Source organism: Hymenobacter rigui (assembly GCF_003944715.1).
Lineage (GTDB): Bacteria > Bacteroidota > Bacteroidia > Cytophagales > Hymenobacteraceae > Hymenobacter > Hymenobacter rigui.
The window spans coordinates 40,604-55,859 of record NZ_RWIT01000017.1; the positions used below are offsets into that span (position 1 = coordinate 40,604).

Below are 15,256 nucleotides of genomic sequence, written 5' to 3' on the forward strand. Positions count from 1 at the left end.
GAATGGGTCACTCACCCGGTTCGTCACCCGTTTTCCGCTGCTTAGGACCACTAAATTCCCACTCCGGTTTGTCCGGAAAAATCCATTTCAACCCCCTAACTCTTTTTCAATGAAACACCCCTATCTAGCGAAACTGGCGCTGCCCCTCCTCTGCGCAGGTGTTAGCGTGAGCAGCGCATACGCGCAGGGAATTGGAACGGTGAGCGGCCGCGTGCTGGACGAGAAAGGCGAAGGCATGCCCGGCGTTACCGTTATTATTGAAGGCACCAATCTGGGTGGCTCAACCAATTCTGATGGTTCCTTCTCTATTCAGAATGTTCCGTCCGGCCCACACACGCTGGTAATGTCGTTCGTAGGTTATACCACGCAGCGTCAGAGCATCTCCGTAACCGCCGGTCAGAACACGGCCGTAAGCAGCCTCACGCTGTCGGAAAACACCACGCTGCTGAACGAAGCAGTAGTTATCGGTTACGGTACCCAGCGCAAGCAGGACGTAACCGGTGCCGTAGAGCAGGTATCGACCAAACAGTTCGTACAGGGCCAGATTACCAACCCCGAGCAGCTGGTGCAGGGTAAGGTAGCCGGCTTGCAGATTACTACCAACAGCGGTGCCCCCGGCGCCGGCTCCAACATCCGGATTCGCGGTGGTGCTTCGCTGAATGCCTCCAACGACCCGCTGATTGTAATTGACGGCGTACCGGTGGATAACCGGGGCCTGTCGGGTACTTCCAACCCACTGTCGTTGATTAACCCCAACGATATTGAGAGCGTAACCGTGCTGAAAGACGCTTCGTCGACGGCTATTTACGGTTCGCGCGCTTCGAACGGCGTTATTCTGGTAACTACCAAGAAAGGTCTGCAGGGCGACAAGCTTCACGTGAATGTAAGCTCGCAGAACTCGGTTTCGGAAGCCCGCAACTACGTGGACGTGCTCAATGGCGCTGAGTTCCGCGCCGTGGTGAACGGTATCGGCAACGCCAGCCAGAAGGCTCTGCTGGGCAACACCAGCACCGACTGGCAGCGCGAAATTTACCGCACCGCCCAGACCACGGACAACAACGTGAGCCTGACCGGCTCTATTGGCACTGTTCCCTACCGCCTGTCGGGTGGTTACCTGGACCAGGAAGGTCTGCTGCTCAAGAACGACCTGAAGCGCTACACTTCTTCGCTGAGCCTGACGCCGGTGCTGCTGAACGGCAACCTGAAGGTGGACGTGAACGTGAAGGGCTCCTGGGTTGACAACAACTTCTCGGGCCAGGGTGCTATCGGCTCCGCTGCCAGCGCCAACCCCACCCTGCCGGTATTCAACGGCAGCCCCTTCGGCGGCTACACCGAAGTACTGGCTACCGACGGCTCGGGTCAGCTGAACACCCTGGGTGTTCGTAACCCGCTGGGCCTCATCAACCAGCGCCGCGACCGGAGCACCGTGAAGCGGGGCCTGGGTAACATTCAGCTCGACTACAAGCTGCCCTTCGTGGAAGGCCTTCGTGCCAACCTGAACCTGGGTGCTGACCTGCAGCAGGGCCGTGGCACCGTATTCGTGCCCAACTACGCTGCTTCCGACTACTTCCGTCAGATACAGATAGGTACCACCACCTACCGGGGTGGCCTCAACAACCAGTACGCGCAGGACAAGATCAACAAGCTGATGGAGGTGTACCTCGCCTACGACCGTCAGCTGGGCATCGGCCGCCTCAACTTGGTGGCAGGTCACTCCTACCAGAGCTTCCGCGACAAGAACTACGTTTTCTCGGATAACCTGGCTGATGGCACCATCCTGACGGCTGCCTCGTCGCTGCTGAACAACGAGAACTACCGGGACCCCCGCTACGTGCTGGTTTCGTTCTTCGGCCGGGCCAACTATAACATCAACGACAAGTACCTGCTGACGGCTACGTTCCGGGCAGACGGTTCTTCGCGCTTCTCCAAGGATAACCGCTGGGGTTATTTCCCCTCGGCCTCGGCCGCGTGGCGTATCAAGGGTGAGGATTTCCTGAAAAACAGTACTGCTATTTCCGAACTGAAACTGCGTCTGGGCTACGGCCAGACCGGTCAGCAGGACATTGGCGACCTGTATCCCTATCTGGCCCGCTACACCTACTCGGAGAATACGGCCCAGTATCAGATTGGCGGCAACTACTCGAACACGCTGCGCGCCGCTGCCTACGATGAAAACATTAAGTGGGAAACGACGGCTACGTATAACGCCGGTCTGGACTACGGTTTCCTCGATGGCCGCATCTACGGTGCCGTGGATGTGTACAAGCGGAAAACCACTGACCTGCTGAACACCGTACCTCTGCCGGCGCTGGCCAACCTTTCCAACGTACTGACGACCAACGTCGGCTCGCTGGAGAACAAGGGGGTAGAAGCTTCGCTGAATGTAGACGTGGCCCGCTCGGAGAAATTCAACTGGACGCTGAACGCCAACGTAACGGCGTACCGCATCAAAATTACGCAGCTCAGCAACGCCACGAACCCCGAGTACGTGGGTGACTTGACTGGTGATGCTATTTCGGGCGGTACCGGCAACAAAGTACAGATCAATACGGTTGGCTATACGCCCTTCAGCTATTACGTGTACCAGCAGGTATATGGCTCGGATGGCAAGCCGCTGGAAGGTGTATATGTTGACCGGAACGGCGACGGAACTGTTGATTCGAAAGACTTGTATCGGTATAAATCCCGGACCCCTACGGCTAGCCTGGGCTTCGGTTCGAACCTGACCTACGGCAAGGCCAGCTTGGCCTTCACTTTGCGCTCCAACATTGGCAACTACGTGTATAACAACGTTCGTTCGCAGGCCTTCTTCCCGGCCGGTGGTTCCAACGGGGTTGTTAGCAACCTGAACCGTGACTTCCTGACCACGGGCTTCACCACGCCACAGTACTTCTCGGATTACTATGTGGAAAATGCCTCGTTCCTGCGCATGGAAAACCTGACGCTTGGCTACAACTTCGGGAACATCTACAACGACAAGGCCAACCTGCGTTTGTCACTGGCAGCTCAAAACCTGTTTGTGATTACCAAATACAAAGGTCTTGATCCGGAGGTGTTCAGTGGCCTCGATAACAATATTTATCCGCGCCCGCGCACCATTACGCTCGGTCTGAACATCGGCTTCTAACATCCCACCCCCATGAAAAACAAATTCACTCGCACCCTGGCTACTGCCCTGTTTGCGGTAAGCCTGCTCCCGTTCAGCTCGTGCATAAAGGACCTGGATCAGACTCCTTCCTACGAGCTGACCACGGATAACGTGTATAAAGATCCGGCCCGTGTGAAAGAGGTACTGGCTCGTTTGTACGCCACGCTGGCCGTTAGCGGCCAGACGGGCCCGGCCGGCCAGCCCGATATTTCCGGTATCGACGAGGGATTCTCGAACTACATCCGTCAGTACTGGATGGCGCAGGAACTCACCACCGATGAAGCCATCATTGGCTGGGCCGATGGTAACCTGCCCGACTACAACAAGCTGACCTGGAACGCCAACAACGAGTTTGTACGGGCCATCTACGACCGTATCTTCTACCAGATTGCTCTCTGCAACGAATTTGTGCGCCAAACCACGGATTCCAAGCTGGGTGACTACGGTTACAGCAGTGCCGAGCAGACCAACGTAAAGCAGTACCGCGCCGAAGCCCGCTTCCTGCGCGCTCTGAGTTACTACCATGCGCTGGATATGTTCGGTAACGTGCCCTTCGCTACTGAAACTTCCTCGGTTGGTAAAGACAAGCCGCAGCGTATTGAGCGTGCCGCGCTGTTCAACTACATCGAGAGTGAGTTGAAAGCCATCGAAGGTGACCTGGCGGCTCCGCGCACTAACGAGTTCGGCCGGGCCGACCAAGGCGCTGCCTGGACGCTGCTGACCAAGCTGTACCTGAACTCCAAAGTGTACACCGGTACTGCCCGTGACACCGATGCTATTACCTACGCTAACAAGGTACTGGGTGGTGGCTACACGCTGGCTCCGATCTACGCCAACCTGTTCAAAGCCGACAACAACACTACCTCGGCCTCGGAAATCATTTTCCCGGTTCGTTTCGATGGTGTGCACACCAAGTCGTACGGCGGCATGACGTTCATCATCCATGCAGCAGTGGGTGGCTCCATGCCGGCTTCTGACTTCGGTATTGACGGCGGCTGGGGTGGTACCCGCACCAAGAAAAACCTGGTGGACCTGTTCCCCAATGCCGCTACCGGCACTAGCCCCGACAAGCGTGCTATGTTCTACACGGCCGGTCAGACGCTGGAAATCAACGACGTAGCGACGTTCACAGATGGTTACGCCATTTCGAAGTTCAAGAACGTTTCTTCCACCAACGCGCCCGGCTCAAACCCCACGTTCCCGGATACTGACTTCCCCATGTTCCGTCTGGCCGACGTACAGCTGATGTACGCTGAGGCAGTAGTACGGGGTGGCACCGGTGGCAGCACGGCTACGGCAGTTAGCTACATCAACGCGCTGCGTCAGCGGGCTTATGGTAATGCTTCGGGCAACATCACGGCGGCTGATCTGAACCTGAACCTGATTCTGGACGAGCGGGGCCGTGAGCTGTACTGGGAAGGTCACCGTCGTACTGACCTGATTCGTTTCGGCAAGTACACCACGGGCTACAACTGGCCCTTCAAAGGTGGTGTACGGGTGGGTGCTGACGTACCCGCTACCCGGGCCCTGTTCCCCATCCCAACCACGGATCTGACGGCCAACCCCAACCTGCAGCAAAACGCTGGTTATTAATCTGCTGAAAACTGAACCGGAATTTTCCACCTGTGGTTTCCGGTTCAGTTTTGCAGAATCCCCTTAACCCCACCTCTTCTTCACTTTTACTATGTCACACTGGCTTACTCGCGTTTCCGGGCTTTGCCTGACAGCTGCCGTACTGCTCACTTCTTGCGAAAAGGAAGGCGACCAGGTAGTTATGCAGCAAAGCGGCAATACCACTGTTGCTTCTACGGCCAGCACCCTGGTGCTGAACGATGGTAACTCTGCCTCCAATGTAACCACTATCAGCTGGGCCCCGGCTTCCTACGGTTACGCAGCGGCGCCTTCTTATATTCTGCAGTTCGATACGAAAGCCGGTAATTTCACTGGCTCGAAAATGCAGGAAGTAAACGTGGGCACCGCTACCAGCAAGACCTTCACGGGTGCCGAGCTGAACACGCTATTGCTCCAGCTGGGCCTGCCGACCACCGGCACCAGCTCCGACGTGGTAGTACGCGTTAAGACGGTATTGAGCTCCAAGGTAAATGCGCCTTTCTCGGCTCCGGTGAACCTGAAGGTTACCCCCTACAAAGTAGTTATCAACTATCCTTCGCTGTACGTTCCTGGTAACCACCAGGGCTGGAACCCAGCCACTGCTCCCACAGTTGGTGCGTTCAACAGCAATAACAACCAGCTGTACGAAGGCTATGTGAACTTCGGCACTGCTTCGCCCGAGTTCAAGTTTACCTCCGTTCCGGCCTGGAGCGGTACCAACTACGGCAACGGCAATGGCGGCAAGCTCTCTACGGATGGCGGTGCCGGCAACCTGACGGTTCCGACCACCGGTTACTACCTGCTGAAAGCTGACGTTGGTGCTTTGACCTGGTCGGCCACGAAAACTACCTGGGGCGTTATCGGCTCGGCCACGCCCAACGGCTGGAACTCCGATACCCCACTCACCTTCGATGCTACTACCGGCGTATGGAGCGCCCGTGTTGCTCTGACGGTTGGCGAAATCAAATTCCGTGCGAACAACGACTGGACGATTAACTTCGGGGACGGCTTCAACGGCTCCAACCCCAAAGTTGCTCCTGATGGTGTTCTGGATTACGGTGGAGACAACCTGGCCATTACGACGGCCGGTACCTACACCATAACGCTTGACCTGAGCAAGCCTGGTAACTACGCTTACTCGGTGAAGTAATCGTAACCTGCGCTCATACATAAAAAAGACCCCGACAGTAACTGTCGGGGTCTTTTTTATGTGTCATATTACTCAGGCTAATACACAGCCAGTTGCCGGGCCGTAACCTGGTCTCCTACCTGCAGCTTTACGAAATACGAGCCGGCCTGCAGGTTATTTAGCGGCTGGGTTTGCGGACCACTCCGGCGGCCCAACGACAGGTTCTGCACCCGCTGTCCCAGCGAGTTGAATACCTCCAGCACTACGTTCTGCTGACCGGTTGGCACCAGGTACGTAATCTGGGCTGCACCTGCGCTGGGGTTCGGATATACGGCAAACTTCAGCAGTTCAGCAGCTTCTCTATTTGCCACCAGACCAGTTCCTATTACGTAGCCGAGCGCCTGTGTACCGGCTATGTTCCGGAAGTTCGGGTCAGCTCCCAGAGCGGTGGTCTGCCCACTGATGGGCGGAATAACATCGGAAGTAAAAACTCCGTCACCGTCCGTGTAGGCGGCAAATAAATCAACCCGGGAGCCAACCGTCACGGGTGAAGTAAGCGTACCCAACACGGAAAGCGGAATTTCCACCTCCCAGCCCGTATTGGTAGTGTTGGCAGCCAGGCTGGCGGTGTTATTGTAGGCCAACTTGGCTCCGGAGAAGTCGGTGGTAGCGGCAGCGGTAACTGCTGTGCCGGTTTTACTGCCTTGCCCCAAATACGTATCGCTGGGGGAAGTGCCCACGTAGCTGGCACGACTGAAGTACACGTCGCCGGCCCCCGGGCCGATGGATACGCGCAGGCCAAAATCCACCTCCATATCCATGGTGGGCTTGTGTTTGAGGGGTGAGAATCCGTCGCCGCTGCCGGGCAGTTGGGTACCAGCCGCTACGCCCGTCCGGCCGGGCACGTTCAGGTACATCACAAAGGCTTTATAGGGCCCCGAAGTGGCTGCCTCACCGGAGCCAACCAGCATCAGATTAAGAGTGGTAGCCGTGTAGCCGACATATAGGGCCTTGATTCCCCGGTCGGCATCGGAGTGGGTACCGGTGTACGAAGACGCCAGCTGGTACTTGCCGATACCGGTACCAATTTCAGCCGCTGAGGCAGTGCCATCAACGGTAAATTGAGCCTGAGCAGGCAGGCTGGCCGCAGCCAGAAAAGCAAATGCGGCGAGGGTAAGCTGTTTTTTCATGCGTTGAAAAAAATTGGGTTGAATAATACCGGCCGCACTCTGGCACCATACAGAATCTGATGGCTGAGCTTGAAACCGTAAACTCCTCCATTATACGAACTTAAACCGTTTAAGATTAACCTGTTACTAACCACTCACTCACAGTATATAAGCGTATTTGACGATTTTAGCGAATATCCGCTCTGTTCTAAAGCGCGCGGCCGCGTTAGCGCGCATTTTTAGCGGTATTTTCAGGGCAGTTCGTATTTTTTTGTGCCAAAATCTTTTCCGTGTTTCGCTATTTGTAAGTGCGAACTTGCGGGCCGTCTGACCTGCCAAGTGGGCTGGGCCATTTCCTTTTCCTCATTTTTTTCCGTTCGATATGATTCTGATTGCCGACGGCGGCTCCACCAAAACCAACTGGTGCCAACTGACCGACTCCGGGCAGCGCGTGTATTTCAATACCGAAGGCTACAACCCGTACTTTATCGATACGCCCGGCATTGTGGCTTCGATGAATAAAAACCTGCCGGATGACCTGCCCCGCGCCGATGTTCAGGAAGTGTATTTCTACGGTGCCGGCGTTTCAGGCCCGGACAAGGCCGAGGTAATTGCGGCAGCTATGCGGGAGGTTTTCCCCAATGCCAAGCGCGTCGAAGTAACCGAGGACCTGCTGGCTGCCGCCCGTGCCCTGCTGGGCCGCTCGGCCGGCTTTGCTGCCATTCTGGGTACTGGCACCAACTCCTGCCTCTACGACGGCGAGAAAATCATTTACAATGTGGACTCCCTGGCCTATTTCCTCGGTGACGAGGGCAGCGGTGCCTTCCTGGGCAAAATGCTGCTGCGCGACTACCTGCGCGGCCAAATGCCGGCGGAGCTGCTGGAAGCCATGCGCGACGAGTACAAAGCCGGCACCCGCGAGGATGTGCTGGACCGCCTCTACAACCAGCCGCTGCCCAACCGTTTCCTGGCCAGCTTTGCCAAGTTCGCCTACGACCACAACAACAGCAGCTACTGCCGCCAGCTGGTGGTGGAAAGCTTCCAGGCCTTCTTCCGCAACCTGGTTACGCATTACCCCAACTACCAGGACTACACGTTCAACTGCATCGGATCGGTGGGCTACAACTTCCGCGACGCTCTGACGCAGGTGGCCCACGAAAACGGAATGGAAGTCGGCAAAATCATCCGCTCCCCTATCGACGACCTGGTGTCGTATCACGAAGGCGCGTAAGTGAAATACCCGCGTAAACAAAAAGCCCCGCCACAATTGTGGCGGGGTTTTTTGTTTACGCGGGTTGCCTGAGCCGTGAGCCCAGGCAACCGTGTGAAGCGGTTAGTGTTGTACAACCAACCGGATGGTTTGCTGCTGCTGACCGGTATTCAGACGCACCATGTACACCCCGTTGCTGAGGTTATCCAGCGGGAGATCCTGCACTTTCGCGCCGGCCGTCTGGCGGGTAGCGGGCAGGGTTTTCACGGTAGCACCCAGCAGGTTCAGGATGGAAACCTGCACGGTAGTAGCCTGGGGCAGCTGGTAGCTGAGCTGAGCCGTGGTGCCGGCCGGGTTTGGCCAGGCAGCCAGCTGCAGTACCGCCGCAGCGGCCTGCTGCTGACGCGTACCCAGTACCAGCTGCTCCTTTTTCAGGCGCGTGGTGGTGTACACCGCGTATTCGCCGGGCTGCAGCGTGAGCGGAGCCGTGGTGCTGGTTACGTTGATGGAGTCGCCGGTGAGGTAGTTGTACCACTTACCGGTGCGCTGGAAGTCGGGCGTCACGCTGGTGCTCGTCACGTCGAAGTTGCCAACCACGGTTACGTTTTGGGTGGCGTTGCTCAGGTGAATGGTTTTGCCGGCCCCGTTCAGGCTTTGCGTGAAGCTGGTGGGGTTTTCGAACACCGGGTCAATCTTCTTCAGCGCAATGAGGTAGCGGTACGTGTTGTACAGCTTGGCGCGGGCGGGCACCGTCTGGTAATTCCACAGGATAGGCTTGTTGCCCACGCGGCCGTTCTGGTCGATGCTGATGTCGTAGCCCAACTCGCCGAATTGCCATACCATTTTGGGACCGGGTACCGTGAAGAAGAAGGCAGCGGCCAACTCCTGACGGGCCAGGGCGGTGTTCAGGTTTTTCACCGAGTAAGCGCCCGACGCGTTACCGTACTGCAGGTTCTTGAACATCAGGCGCTCCTCATCGTGGCTTTCCATATAGGTCACCAGGTTCGGCTGTGCCCAACCCCGGGCGCCGTAGTAGCCGCCGCTGAAGTTGGAGTTGGCGAGGAAGCCCATGGTGGCCTCATTGTAGTTGTAGTTCATGTTGCCCCACAGCATCAGGCCGATGTTCGACAGCGCAATTTCTTCCGAGTTATCAGCGAAGTGCTCCAGAATCGGGTACATGGTGGGGTCAACGGCCACCATGGTGTTGTAGTAGTCCTGCCAGATGTTGATGCGCGACTGGTCGAACTGGCCCCAGGCCCCTACATCGGAGGGGTTGTTGCGCTGGGTGAAGCCTTTGCTCAGGTCGAAGCGGTAGCCATCCACGTGGTACTCGCGCAGCCAGTGCTCCATTACCCGCTTGGAATAATAGCGCGTGAAGGGACTTTCGTGGTTGAAATCGTAGCCCACGTTGAAGGGGTGGGTGGCATCCACGTTAAACCAGGGCGAGTTGGCCGTGGGCTTACCGGCGGCGGCATCGAAGTACATCTGCACCATCGGGTTCTGGCCGAAAGCGTGGTTGAGCACCATATCCAGCACCACGGCAATACCGCGGCGGTGGGCGGCATCAATAAAGCGCTTCAGCTCATCCTTGGGGCCGTAGTATTTATCGGGGGCAAAATGGAAGGACGGGTTGTAGCCCCAGCTTTCATTGCCTTCAAACTCATTCACGGGCATCAGCTCGATGCAGTTCACACCCAGGCGCTGCAAGTAGCCCAGCGTATCGCGCAGGGTCTGGTAGTCGTGGCGGGCAATGAAGTCGCGCAGATGCAGCTCGTAAATCACGAGGTCGGTGCGCTTGGGCTTCTGGAAGTTGGTTACCTGCCAGGCGTAGGTGCTCTGGTTGGTTTGCAGCACCGATACAATGCCGGTGGTTTTACCGGTTGGGTAGGCTTTCAGGCCAGGGTACGTTACGGCCGGAATAAACGAGTCGTTGTTGGGGTCCAGCACCTTTTCCGAGTACGGGTCGGCCACTTTCAGGCTGCCATCCACCAAATACTGATAGGCGTATTCGCGGCCGGGCGTCAGACCATTGATCTGCACCCACCAGTTGTTGCCGTCGGGGGTTTTGTTGAGGAAGGCGGCGTTGTCGGGCTGCCAATTGTTGAACTCCCCAATGGCGTACACGAACTGTTTGCCCGGCGCGGTCAGGTTCAGAATAACGGAAGTACCGCCGTTCAGGTACGTTACACCGTCTTTGGTACCGGCAGGCAGCGCCGCCACCGTCACGGCCGGACGCACGACGTACACGACCGAGTCGGTGGCCGTAACACCGGCGCTGGTAGCCGAGAAACGCACCACGTTGCGGCCCGTCTGCGAAATAGTAGCGGTGGTGCTGAGCGTCGTGCCGGTCTGCTGGGCCAGCGTAGTGCCGTTCAGCGCAAACTTCAGATCTGCCGAGGCCGAGGCCTGGCCCGTGAGGCTCACCTGCGTGCCGGCCGCCACAAACTGTGCGCCCGTTACGGCAGGTGAAGTAATGCGGGCCGTGAGGCCCCCTTGTGCTACATCAATAAAGATGTCGCCACCGGTGGCCGTGCGGCCCACGATGGTACCGGTGCCGTTGCGGAACAGAATGGCAATTTTCTGGATGGTTTCGCCGGCCGGTACATTATACCAGTCCCGCACGCTTGGCGTAATGGCGAGGGTGTAGATGTTAGCGTTGGTGGCGCTGCGCGTGAGCTTTACCGAGGGGTCAGGAGCGTTGAAGTTGGTAAACTTCACGTGCTTCCAGTCGGAGTTGGTCGTGCTCAGGTTGGTGATAACGCCGGTGTGCGCGTACACGTCGCCGGTGAAGTTGGCTAGTGCTGCATTGCCCTGGGTAGCGTCGAAGGTAATGGTTACCGCATCGGTGTCGCGGAAGAAGGTGGGCTGGGTAGTCACCACCTGCGCCCGCAAAACCGGCATTGCGGCCAGCATTGCCACCAGACTCAGTACAAGTCGAAGTGCTTTCATGAAAAAAGGAGTTGGGAATTTGGAAAATGGATGCTCATCTTTGATTCCCCATTGACCTTATCAGTTCGCAATTCAACCAAACCGGCGCAAGGGGGCATTAAAGATAAGGTAACCACTCACACACCACCAAGTCAACAGCGGCTTTTCTTGTAGCTTTAAGCGCTTTTTAATTTCTCATTTCTGCCGCCCGTGTCTTCACCGTTCAGCTTGTTTTCCGGCACTTTCCGGGTCCGTGGCCGGGCCGGGCTGCTGGCGCTGCTGCTGGGCAGCGGCCCGGCCCTGGCTCAGGTGCCCCGCGCCCCTCTCCCGTCTCCCGATACCCTGACGGTGCCTCCTGCCGGCCGCCTGAGCCAGCGCCTGCCCATTCTGGCGGGCGGACTGGTGGTGTCATACTCGGCTACCATGTATCTGCTGGGTCAGGGCTGGTACACCGGCGAGCGGACGCGCTTTCACTGGTTCAACGACCTGCCCGAGTGGAAGCAGATGGATAAAGCCGGCCACTTCTGGGGCGCGTTTCATGAAAGCCGGGGCGCGGTAGACATGCTGCGCTGGGCCGGTGTACCCGACCGGCGGGCCACCTGGTACGGGGGCTTCGTGGGATTTCTGCTCCAGAGCCCCATTGAGCTGCTCGACGGCCGGGACCCGGAGTACGGGGCTTCGGCCACCGACTTGGCGGCCAACTTCCTGGGTTCGGCAGGATTGATTGGGCAGCAACTGGCCTGGAATGAGGTACGCATCATGCCGAAATACTCCTTTCATACTACCCGCTACGCCCGACTGCGGCCCAACGTGCTGGGCAAGAGTTTGGGAGAGCAGTACCTGAAGGACTACAACGGCCAGACGTACTGGCTCTGCGCCGACGTAGGCGCGTGGCTGCCCAGTACCTCGCGCTGGCCCCGCTGGCTGCAGCCGGCCGTGGGCTACGGTGCCCAGCAAATGGTGTACAACGACGCCGATGCCAACGCGGCCCTCGGCCTGCGCCCCTACCGCCAGTACTACCTGAGTTTCGACGTGGATCTGCGCCGGATTCCGACCCGTAGCAAGCTGCTGAAGCGGGTATTTTACGTAGCCAGCATTTTCCACCTGCCCGCCCCCGCCCTGGAATGGAACGCCCGGCGCGGCCTGGTGGCGCACGGGTTGTATTACTAACCTAATCCGGCCGCCGCGAAACCCCGTACAGCCTGTTTCAGCGCGGGCCCGTTTTGCCCGCTACCTTTACTTCCCTTTCCACCCGCATTTTTTTAGTTAGTTGATATGAACGTTGGAGACCGTGTACGCCTGCTCACCGGGCGCGAAGAAGGCATTGTTACCCGCCTGCTCAGCGACGAGCTGGTGGAAGTAGCCATTGATAACGATTTCACCATTCCGGTACTGCGCCGCGAAGTGGTGGTAGTAGCCGCCGAGGAAACCAAAGCCTTCGGCCAGAGCGCCGCCGCCGTAGCTTCCGAGAAGAAAGCGGCTGCTACCGGTGCGGCCCACGCCGCGCGGGCCGCCAAAGCCTCGGGCAAGCTGGCCCCCAGTCCCGCCCCCGTCAAAACGGAAGGCCCCGCCCCGGTGAAAGCCGACAAAACCGTGGCCCCGCCGGTGCAGAAGGGCCTGTATCTGGCTCTCACCCACCAGTCGCCGGAGCTGCTGGCGCTGCACCTGGTTAACCACACCGACCGGGACGTGCTCTACACTTTCGGGGAGGAGCGCCAGGGCAAGTACCGCGCCCTGAAGGCCGAAAAGCTGGAAGCCAAAGCCGCCAGCCCGGCCCTGGGCCACTGGCACCTCAAGGATTTCGACCAGTGGCCGGCGGCCGTGGTGCAGCTGTTGCCCTACCAGTTCAACGGCACCGAGGCCTACGAGCTGCTCACCAAGCGGCTGCAATTCAAGGCCGCCAGCTTCTACACCAGCCGCCAGCCCAACGTGCCGGTGCTGCAGCGTGAAGCCTACCTATTTCAGCTGGATGAGAAGCCCGCTGCCCCGGCAGTTATTGCCCCCGAGAAACTGGCCGAAACGCTAAAAGCCCAGCTCAGCGGCAACGCCCCCGCCAAGCCCGCCGCCGTGGCCCCGGCCCCCGAGCCCGCCAAAGCCCTAGTAGCCCCGCCCCACGAGGTAGACCTGCACCTGGAAGCCCTGATGCCGGAAGGAGCCGAGGGCCTGAGCAACACGGCCATCCTCAAGCTGCAGCTCGAAGCCTTCGAGGACACCCTGAGCCGCGCCCTGGCCACCAACATGCACGAAATCATCTTCATCCACGGCTCCGGCAACGGCACTCTGCGCAAAGAGCTACACAAGCTGCTCAGCCGCAACCGGGACATCAAGTTCTTCGAGGACTCCAAGAAAGAGAAGTTCGGCTATGGTGCCACGCTGGTGCGCCTGAAATAACTACATCGAAGCCTCCGTTGTGCCTACTCATGTAGGGGTATAATGGGGGCTTTGGTATGTCCGGATGGGTGCTGAACGCGCTGGCCCGGCAGTCCTTTTTACTCACTAATGAACCGATTTGACCGGGTTACGGCCATTCTCATTCAGCTCCAGGCAAAACGCGTGGTCAGCGGGCCGGCGCTGGCAGAACAATTCAGCGTGAGCCTGCGCACCATTTACCGCGACCTGCGCACGCTGGAACAGGCGGGCGTACCGCTGCTGGGCGAACCGGGCGTGGGCTACTCGTTGGTGGATGGCTACCGGCTGCCGCCCGTCATGTTCACGCGCGAAGAGGCCACGGCCCTACTTACGGCCGAGAAGCTGGCCGCCCGTCTCACGGATACCCCAACGGCCCGGCTCAGCGCCTCGGCCATGGATAAACTGCGGGCCGTGCTGCGCCGCCCCGACCGGGACTACCTCGAAACACTGGCTCCCCACATTCAGGTGCTACGGCGGGAGCACCCGCTCACGCAGGCCAGCCTCCACCAGCTGCTGGTAACCGCTGTGGCAACCCAGCGGGTGGTGCATCTGGCGTATCAGGCGGCCGAAACGGGGCAAACCAGCACCCGCGACATTGAGCCTATTGGGCTGTATCTGAGTCGGCACTGGCACGTGGTGGCGTACTGCCGGCTGCGGCAGGAGTTCCGCAACTTTCGCCTCGACCGGGTGCAGCAGGCCACGCTCGGCCCTGAAACCTTTACCGCCCGCCCCGAAACCCTGGAGCAATACTGGGCCGCGGAGGCTTCCCGCCGCAGCAGGGAAAAAGTAGTCCTTCACTTCCAGGCTAGTACCGTGCTGCCCGCCCTGGCCCAACAGCTCCACGACACCAAACACCAGTACGGCTGGGCGCATGAGCAGCCATTGCCCGATGGCCGCCTGGAAATAACTCTGTTTATCGGTTCGTTGCCGTACGTGGCGGCCTGGCTACTTCCGTACGCGGGGGCCGTTACGGTTGTGGAGCCCCCCGCATTGCAGGAACACCTGCGCGAGCTGGCGCAGCGGGCGTATACTTTTTTTTGCCCGCCCGAAAACATGCTGACATAGGGCTGTCAGGAGAGGACCCGAGGTTTGTGGTGTCAAATGACCAACACGTTTTCACCCAACCTAAAAAGGCAGAAAAATGGAAAAGCGAACCGTTGACCCGTGGAAATGGGGCGAGAGAACCAACTCGGTGCAGGCCGTCGAAATCAAGCAGGCCGAGGGCACGCTGTACTGCTCCGGGCAGGTAGCCATCGATGAGCATGGAGCACCCAGCACCGCCGACATGCGCAGTCAGCTGCTCCAAACTATTCAGAACCTGGAGCAGCTAATTGGAGAGGCGGGCTACGAGCCGCGCAACATTGTTCGGCTAAATGTATTCACCACCTCCACCATGGAGTTTTTTACCTCGTGCTCGGACGTGTATCAGAACTGGATTGCCAAGCACGGCATCAAGCAGGCGACTACTCTGCTGGAGGTAAAAGGCTTGTTTGCTTCGCTAACGGTAGAGCTTGAAGCTACCGTGGTGAAATAAGTCTCTTACCACTATTTCATTCCGGGGCCCGGCAGTTTGTCGGGCCTTTTGTGTTTGTGGTACCAGGCAAAGCGAGGAACACTTATCACCGCAAAAGGGCGTCAGCTTCTGTGCTTTG

10 protein-coding genes are annotated in these 15,256 nt (G+C 58.5%); 8 read left to right on the forward strand and 2 right to left on the reverse strand.

All coding sequences use genetic code 11. The features are described from left to right. Positions 1–109: 109 nt before the first annotated feature. From EI291_RS19925 to EI291_RS19935, 3 genes are all read left to right on the forward strand, one after another. Complete coding sequence (locus EI291_RS19925) at positions 110–3,127, forward strand: SusC/RagA family TonB-linked outer membrane protein (protein WP_125424046.1); 3,018 nt, start codon at positions 110–112, stop codon at positions 3,125–3,127. A gap of 12 nt (positions 3,128–3,139) precedes the next feature. Continuing rightward, positions 3,140–4,741 carry a RagB/SusD family nutrient uptake outer membrane protein gene (locus tag EI291_RS19930; protein ID WP_125424047.1) on the forward strand — a complete coding sequence of 534 codons (1,602 nt, stop codon included), beginning with the start codon at positions 3,140–3,142 and terminating at the stop codon, positions 4,739–4,741. A 91-nt stretch (positions 4,742–4,832) separates the two neighbouring features. Further along, on the forward strand, positions 4,833–5,909 hold the full coding sequence (locus EI291_RS19935) for a SusE domain-containing protein (RefSeq protein WP_125424048.1): 1,077 nt from the start codon (positions 4,833–4,835) through the stop codon (positions 5,907–5,909). Between the two features lie 77 nt (positions 5,910–5,986). Here EI291_RS19935 and EI291_RS19940 read toward each other — a convergent pair whose 3' ends face one another. Then, positions 5,987–7,078 carry a T9SS type A sorting domain-containing protein gene (locus EI291_RS19940; RefSeq protein WP_125424049.1) on the reverse strand — a complete coding sequence of 364 codons (1,092 nt, stop codon included), beginning with the start codon at positions 7,076–7,078 and terminating at the stop codon, positions 5,987–5,989. 361 nt (positions 7,079–7,439) lie between these two features. Between EI291_RS19940 and EI291_RS19945 the strand changes: the two genes are divergently transcribed. After that, positions 7,440–8,288 (forward strand): N-acetylglucosamine kinase, encoded by an 849-nt coding sequence (locus tag EI291_RS19945; RefSeq protein WP_125424050.1) that lies wholly within the window; start codon positions 7,440–7,442, stop codon positions 8,286–8,288. Between the two features lie 102 nt (positions 8,289–8,390). Here EI291_RS19945 and EI291_RS19950 read toward each other — a convergent pair whose 3' ends face one another. Continuing rightward, positions 8,391–11,216 carry a DUF4961 domain-containing protein gene (locus EI291_RS19950; protein ID WP_170172734.1) on the reverse strand — a complete coding sequence of 942 codons (2,826 nt, stop codon included), beginning with the start codon at positions 11,214–11,216 and terminating at the stop codon, positions 8,391–8,393. 189 nt (positions 11,217–11,405) lie between these two features. Between EI291_RS19950 and EI291_RS19955 the strand changes: the two genes are divergently transcribed. From EI291_RS19955 to EI291_RS19970, 4 genes are all read left to right on the forward strand, one after another. Further along, positions 11,406–12,365 (forward strand): YfiM family protein, encoded by a 960-nt coding sequence (locus tag EI291_RS19955; RefSeq protein ID WP_240635614.1) that lies wholly within the window; start codon positions 11,406–11,408, stop codon positions 12,363–12,365. A 105-nt stretch (positions 12,366–12,470) separates the two neighbouring features. Beyond that, entirely contained in the window at positions 12,471–13,586 is a 1,116-nt protein-coding gene (locus EI291_RS19960) for a Smr/MutS family protein (protein ID WP_125424051.1), read from the forward strand. 108 nt (positions 13,587–13,694) lie between these two features. Then, complete coding sequence (locus EI291_RS19965) at positions 13,695–14,669, forward strand: helix-turn-helix transcriptional regulator (RefSeq protein ID WP_125424052.1); 975 nt, start codon at positions 13,695–13,697, stop codon at positions 14,667–14,669. Positions 14,670–14,745: 76 nt separating this feature from the next. Beyond that, a complete protein-coding gene (locus EI291_RS19970) occupies positions 14,746–15,138 on the forward strand; it encodes a RidA family protein (protein WP_125424053.1) in 393 nt (130 codons plus the stop codon). Positions 15,139–15,256: the final 118 nt, after the last annotated feature.

Coding starts and splice junctions, on each gene's coding strand:
- EI291_RS19950 (WP_170172734.1), bottom strand. CDS start 11,216: ATGAAAGCACTTCGACTTGTACTGAGTCTGGTGGCAATGCTGGCCGCA.
- EI291_RS19970 (WP_125424053.1), top strand. CDS start 14,746: ATGGAAAAGCGAACCGTTGACCCGTGGAAATGGGGCGAGAGAACCAAC.
- EI291_RS19960 (WP_125424051.1), top strand. CDS start 12,471: ATGAACGTTGGAGACCGTGTACGCCTGCTCACCGGGCGCGAAGAAGGC.
- EI291_RS19925 (WP_125424046.1), top strand. CDS start 110: ATGAAACACCCCTATCTAGCGAAACTGGCGCTGCCCCTCCTCTGCGCA.
- EI291_RS19935 (WP_125424048.1), top strand. CDS start 4,833: ATGTCACACTGGCTTACTCGCGTTTCCGGGCTTTGCCTGACAGCTGCC.
- EI291_RS19940 (WP_125424049.1), bottom strand. CDS start 7,078: ATGAAAAAACAGCTTACCCTCGCCGCATTTGCTTTTCTGGCTGCGGCC.
- EI291_RS19965 (WP_125424052.1), top strand. CDS start 13,695: ATGAACCGATTTGACCGGGTTACGGCCATTCTCATTCAGCTCCAGGCA.
- EI291_RS19930 (WP_125424047.1), top strand. CDS start 3,140: ATGAAAAACAAATTCACTCGCACCCTGGCTACTGCCCTGTTTGCGGTA.
- EI291_RS19945 (WP_125424050.1), top strand. CDS start 7,440: ATGATTCTGATTGCCGACGGCGGCTCCACCAAAACCAACTGGTGCCAA.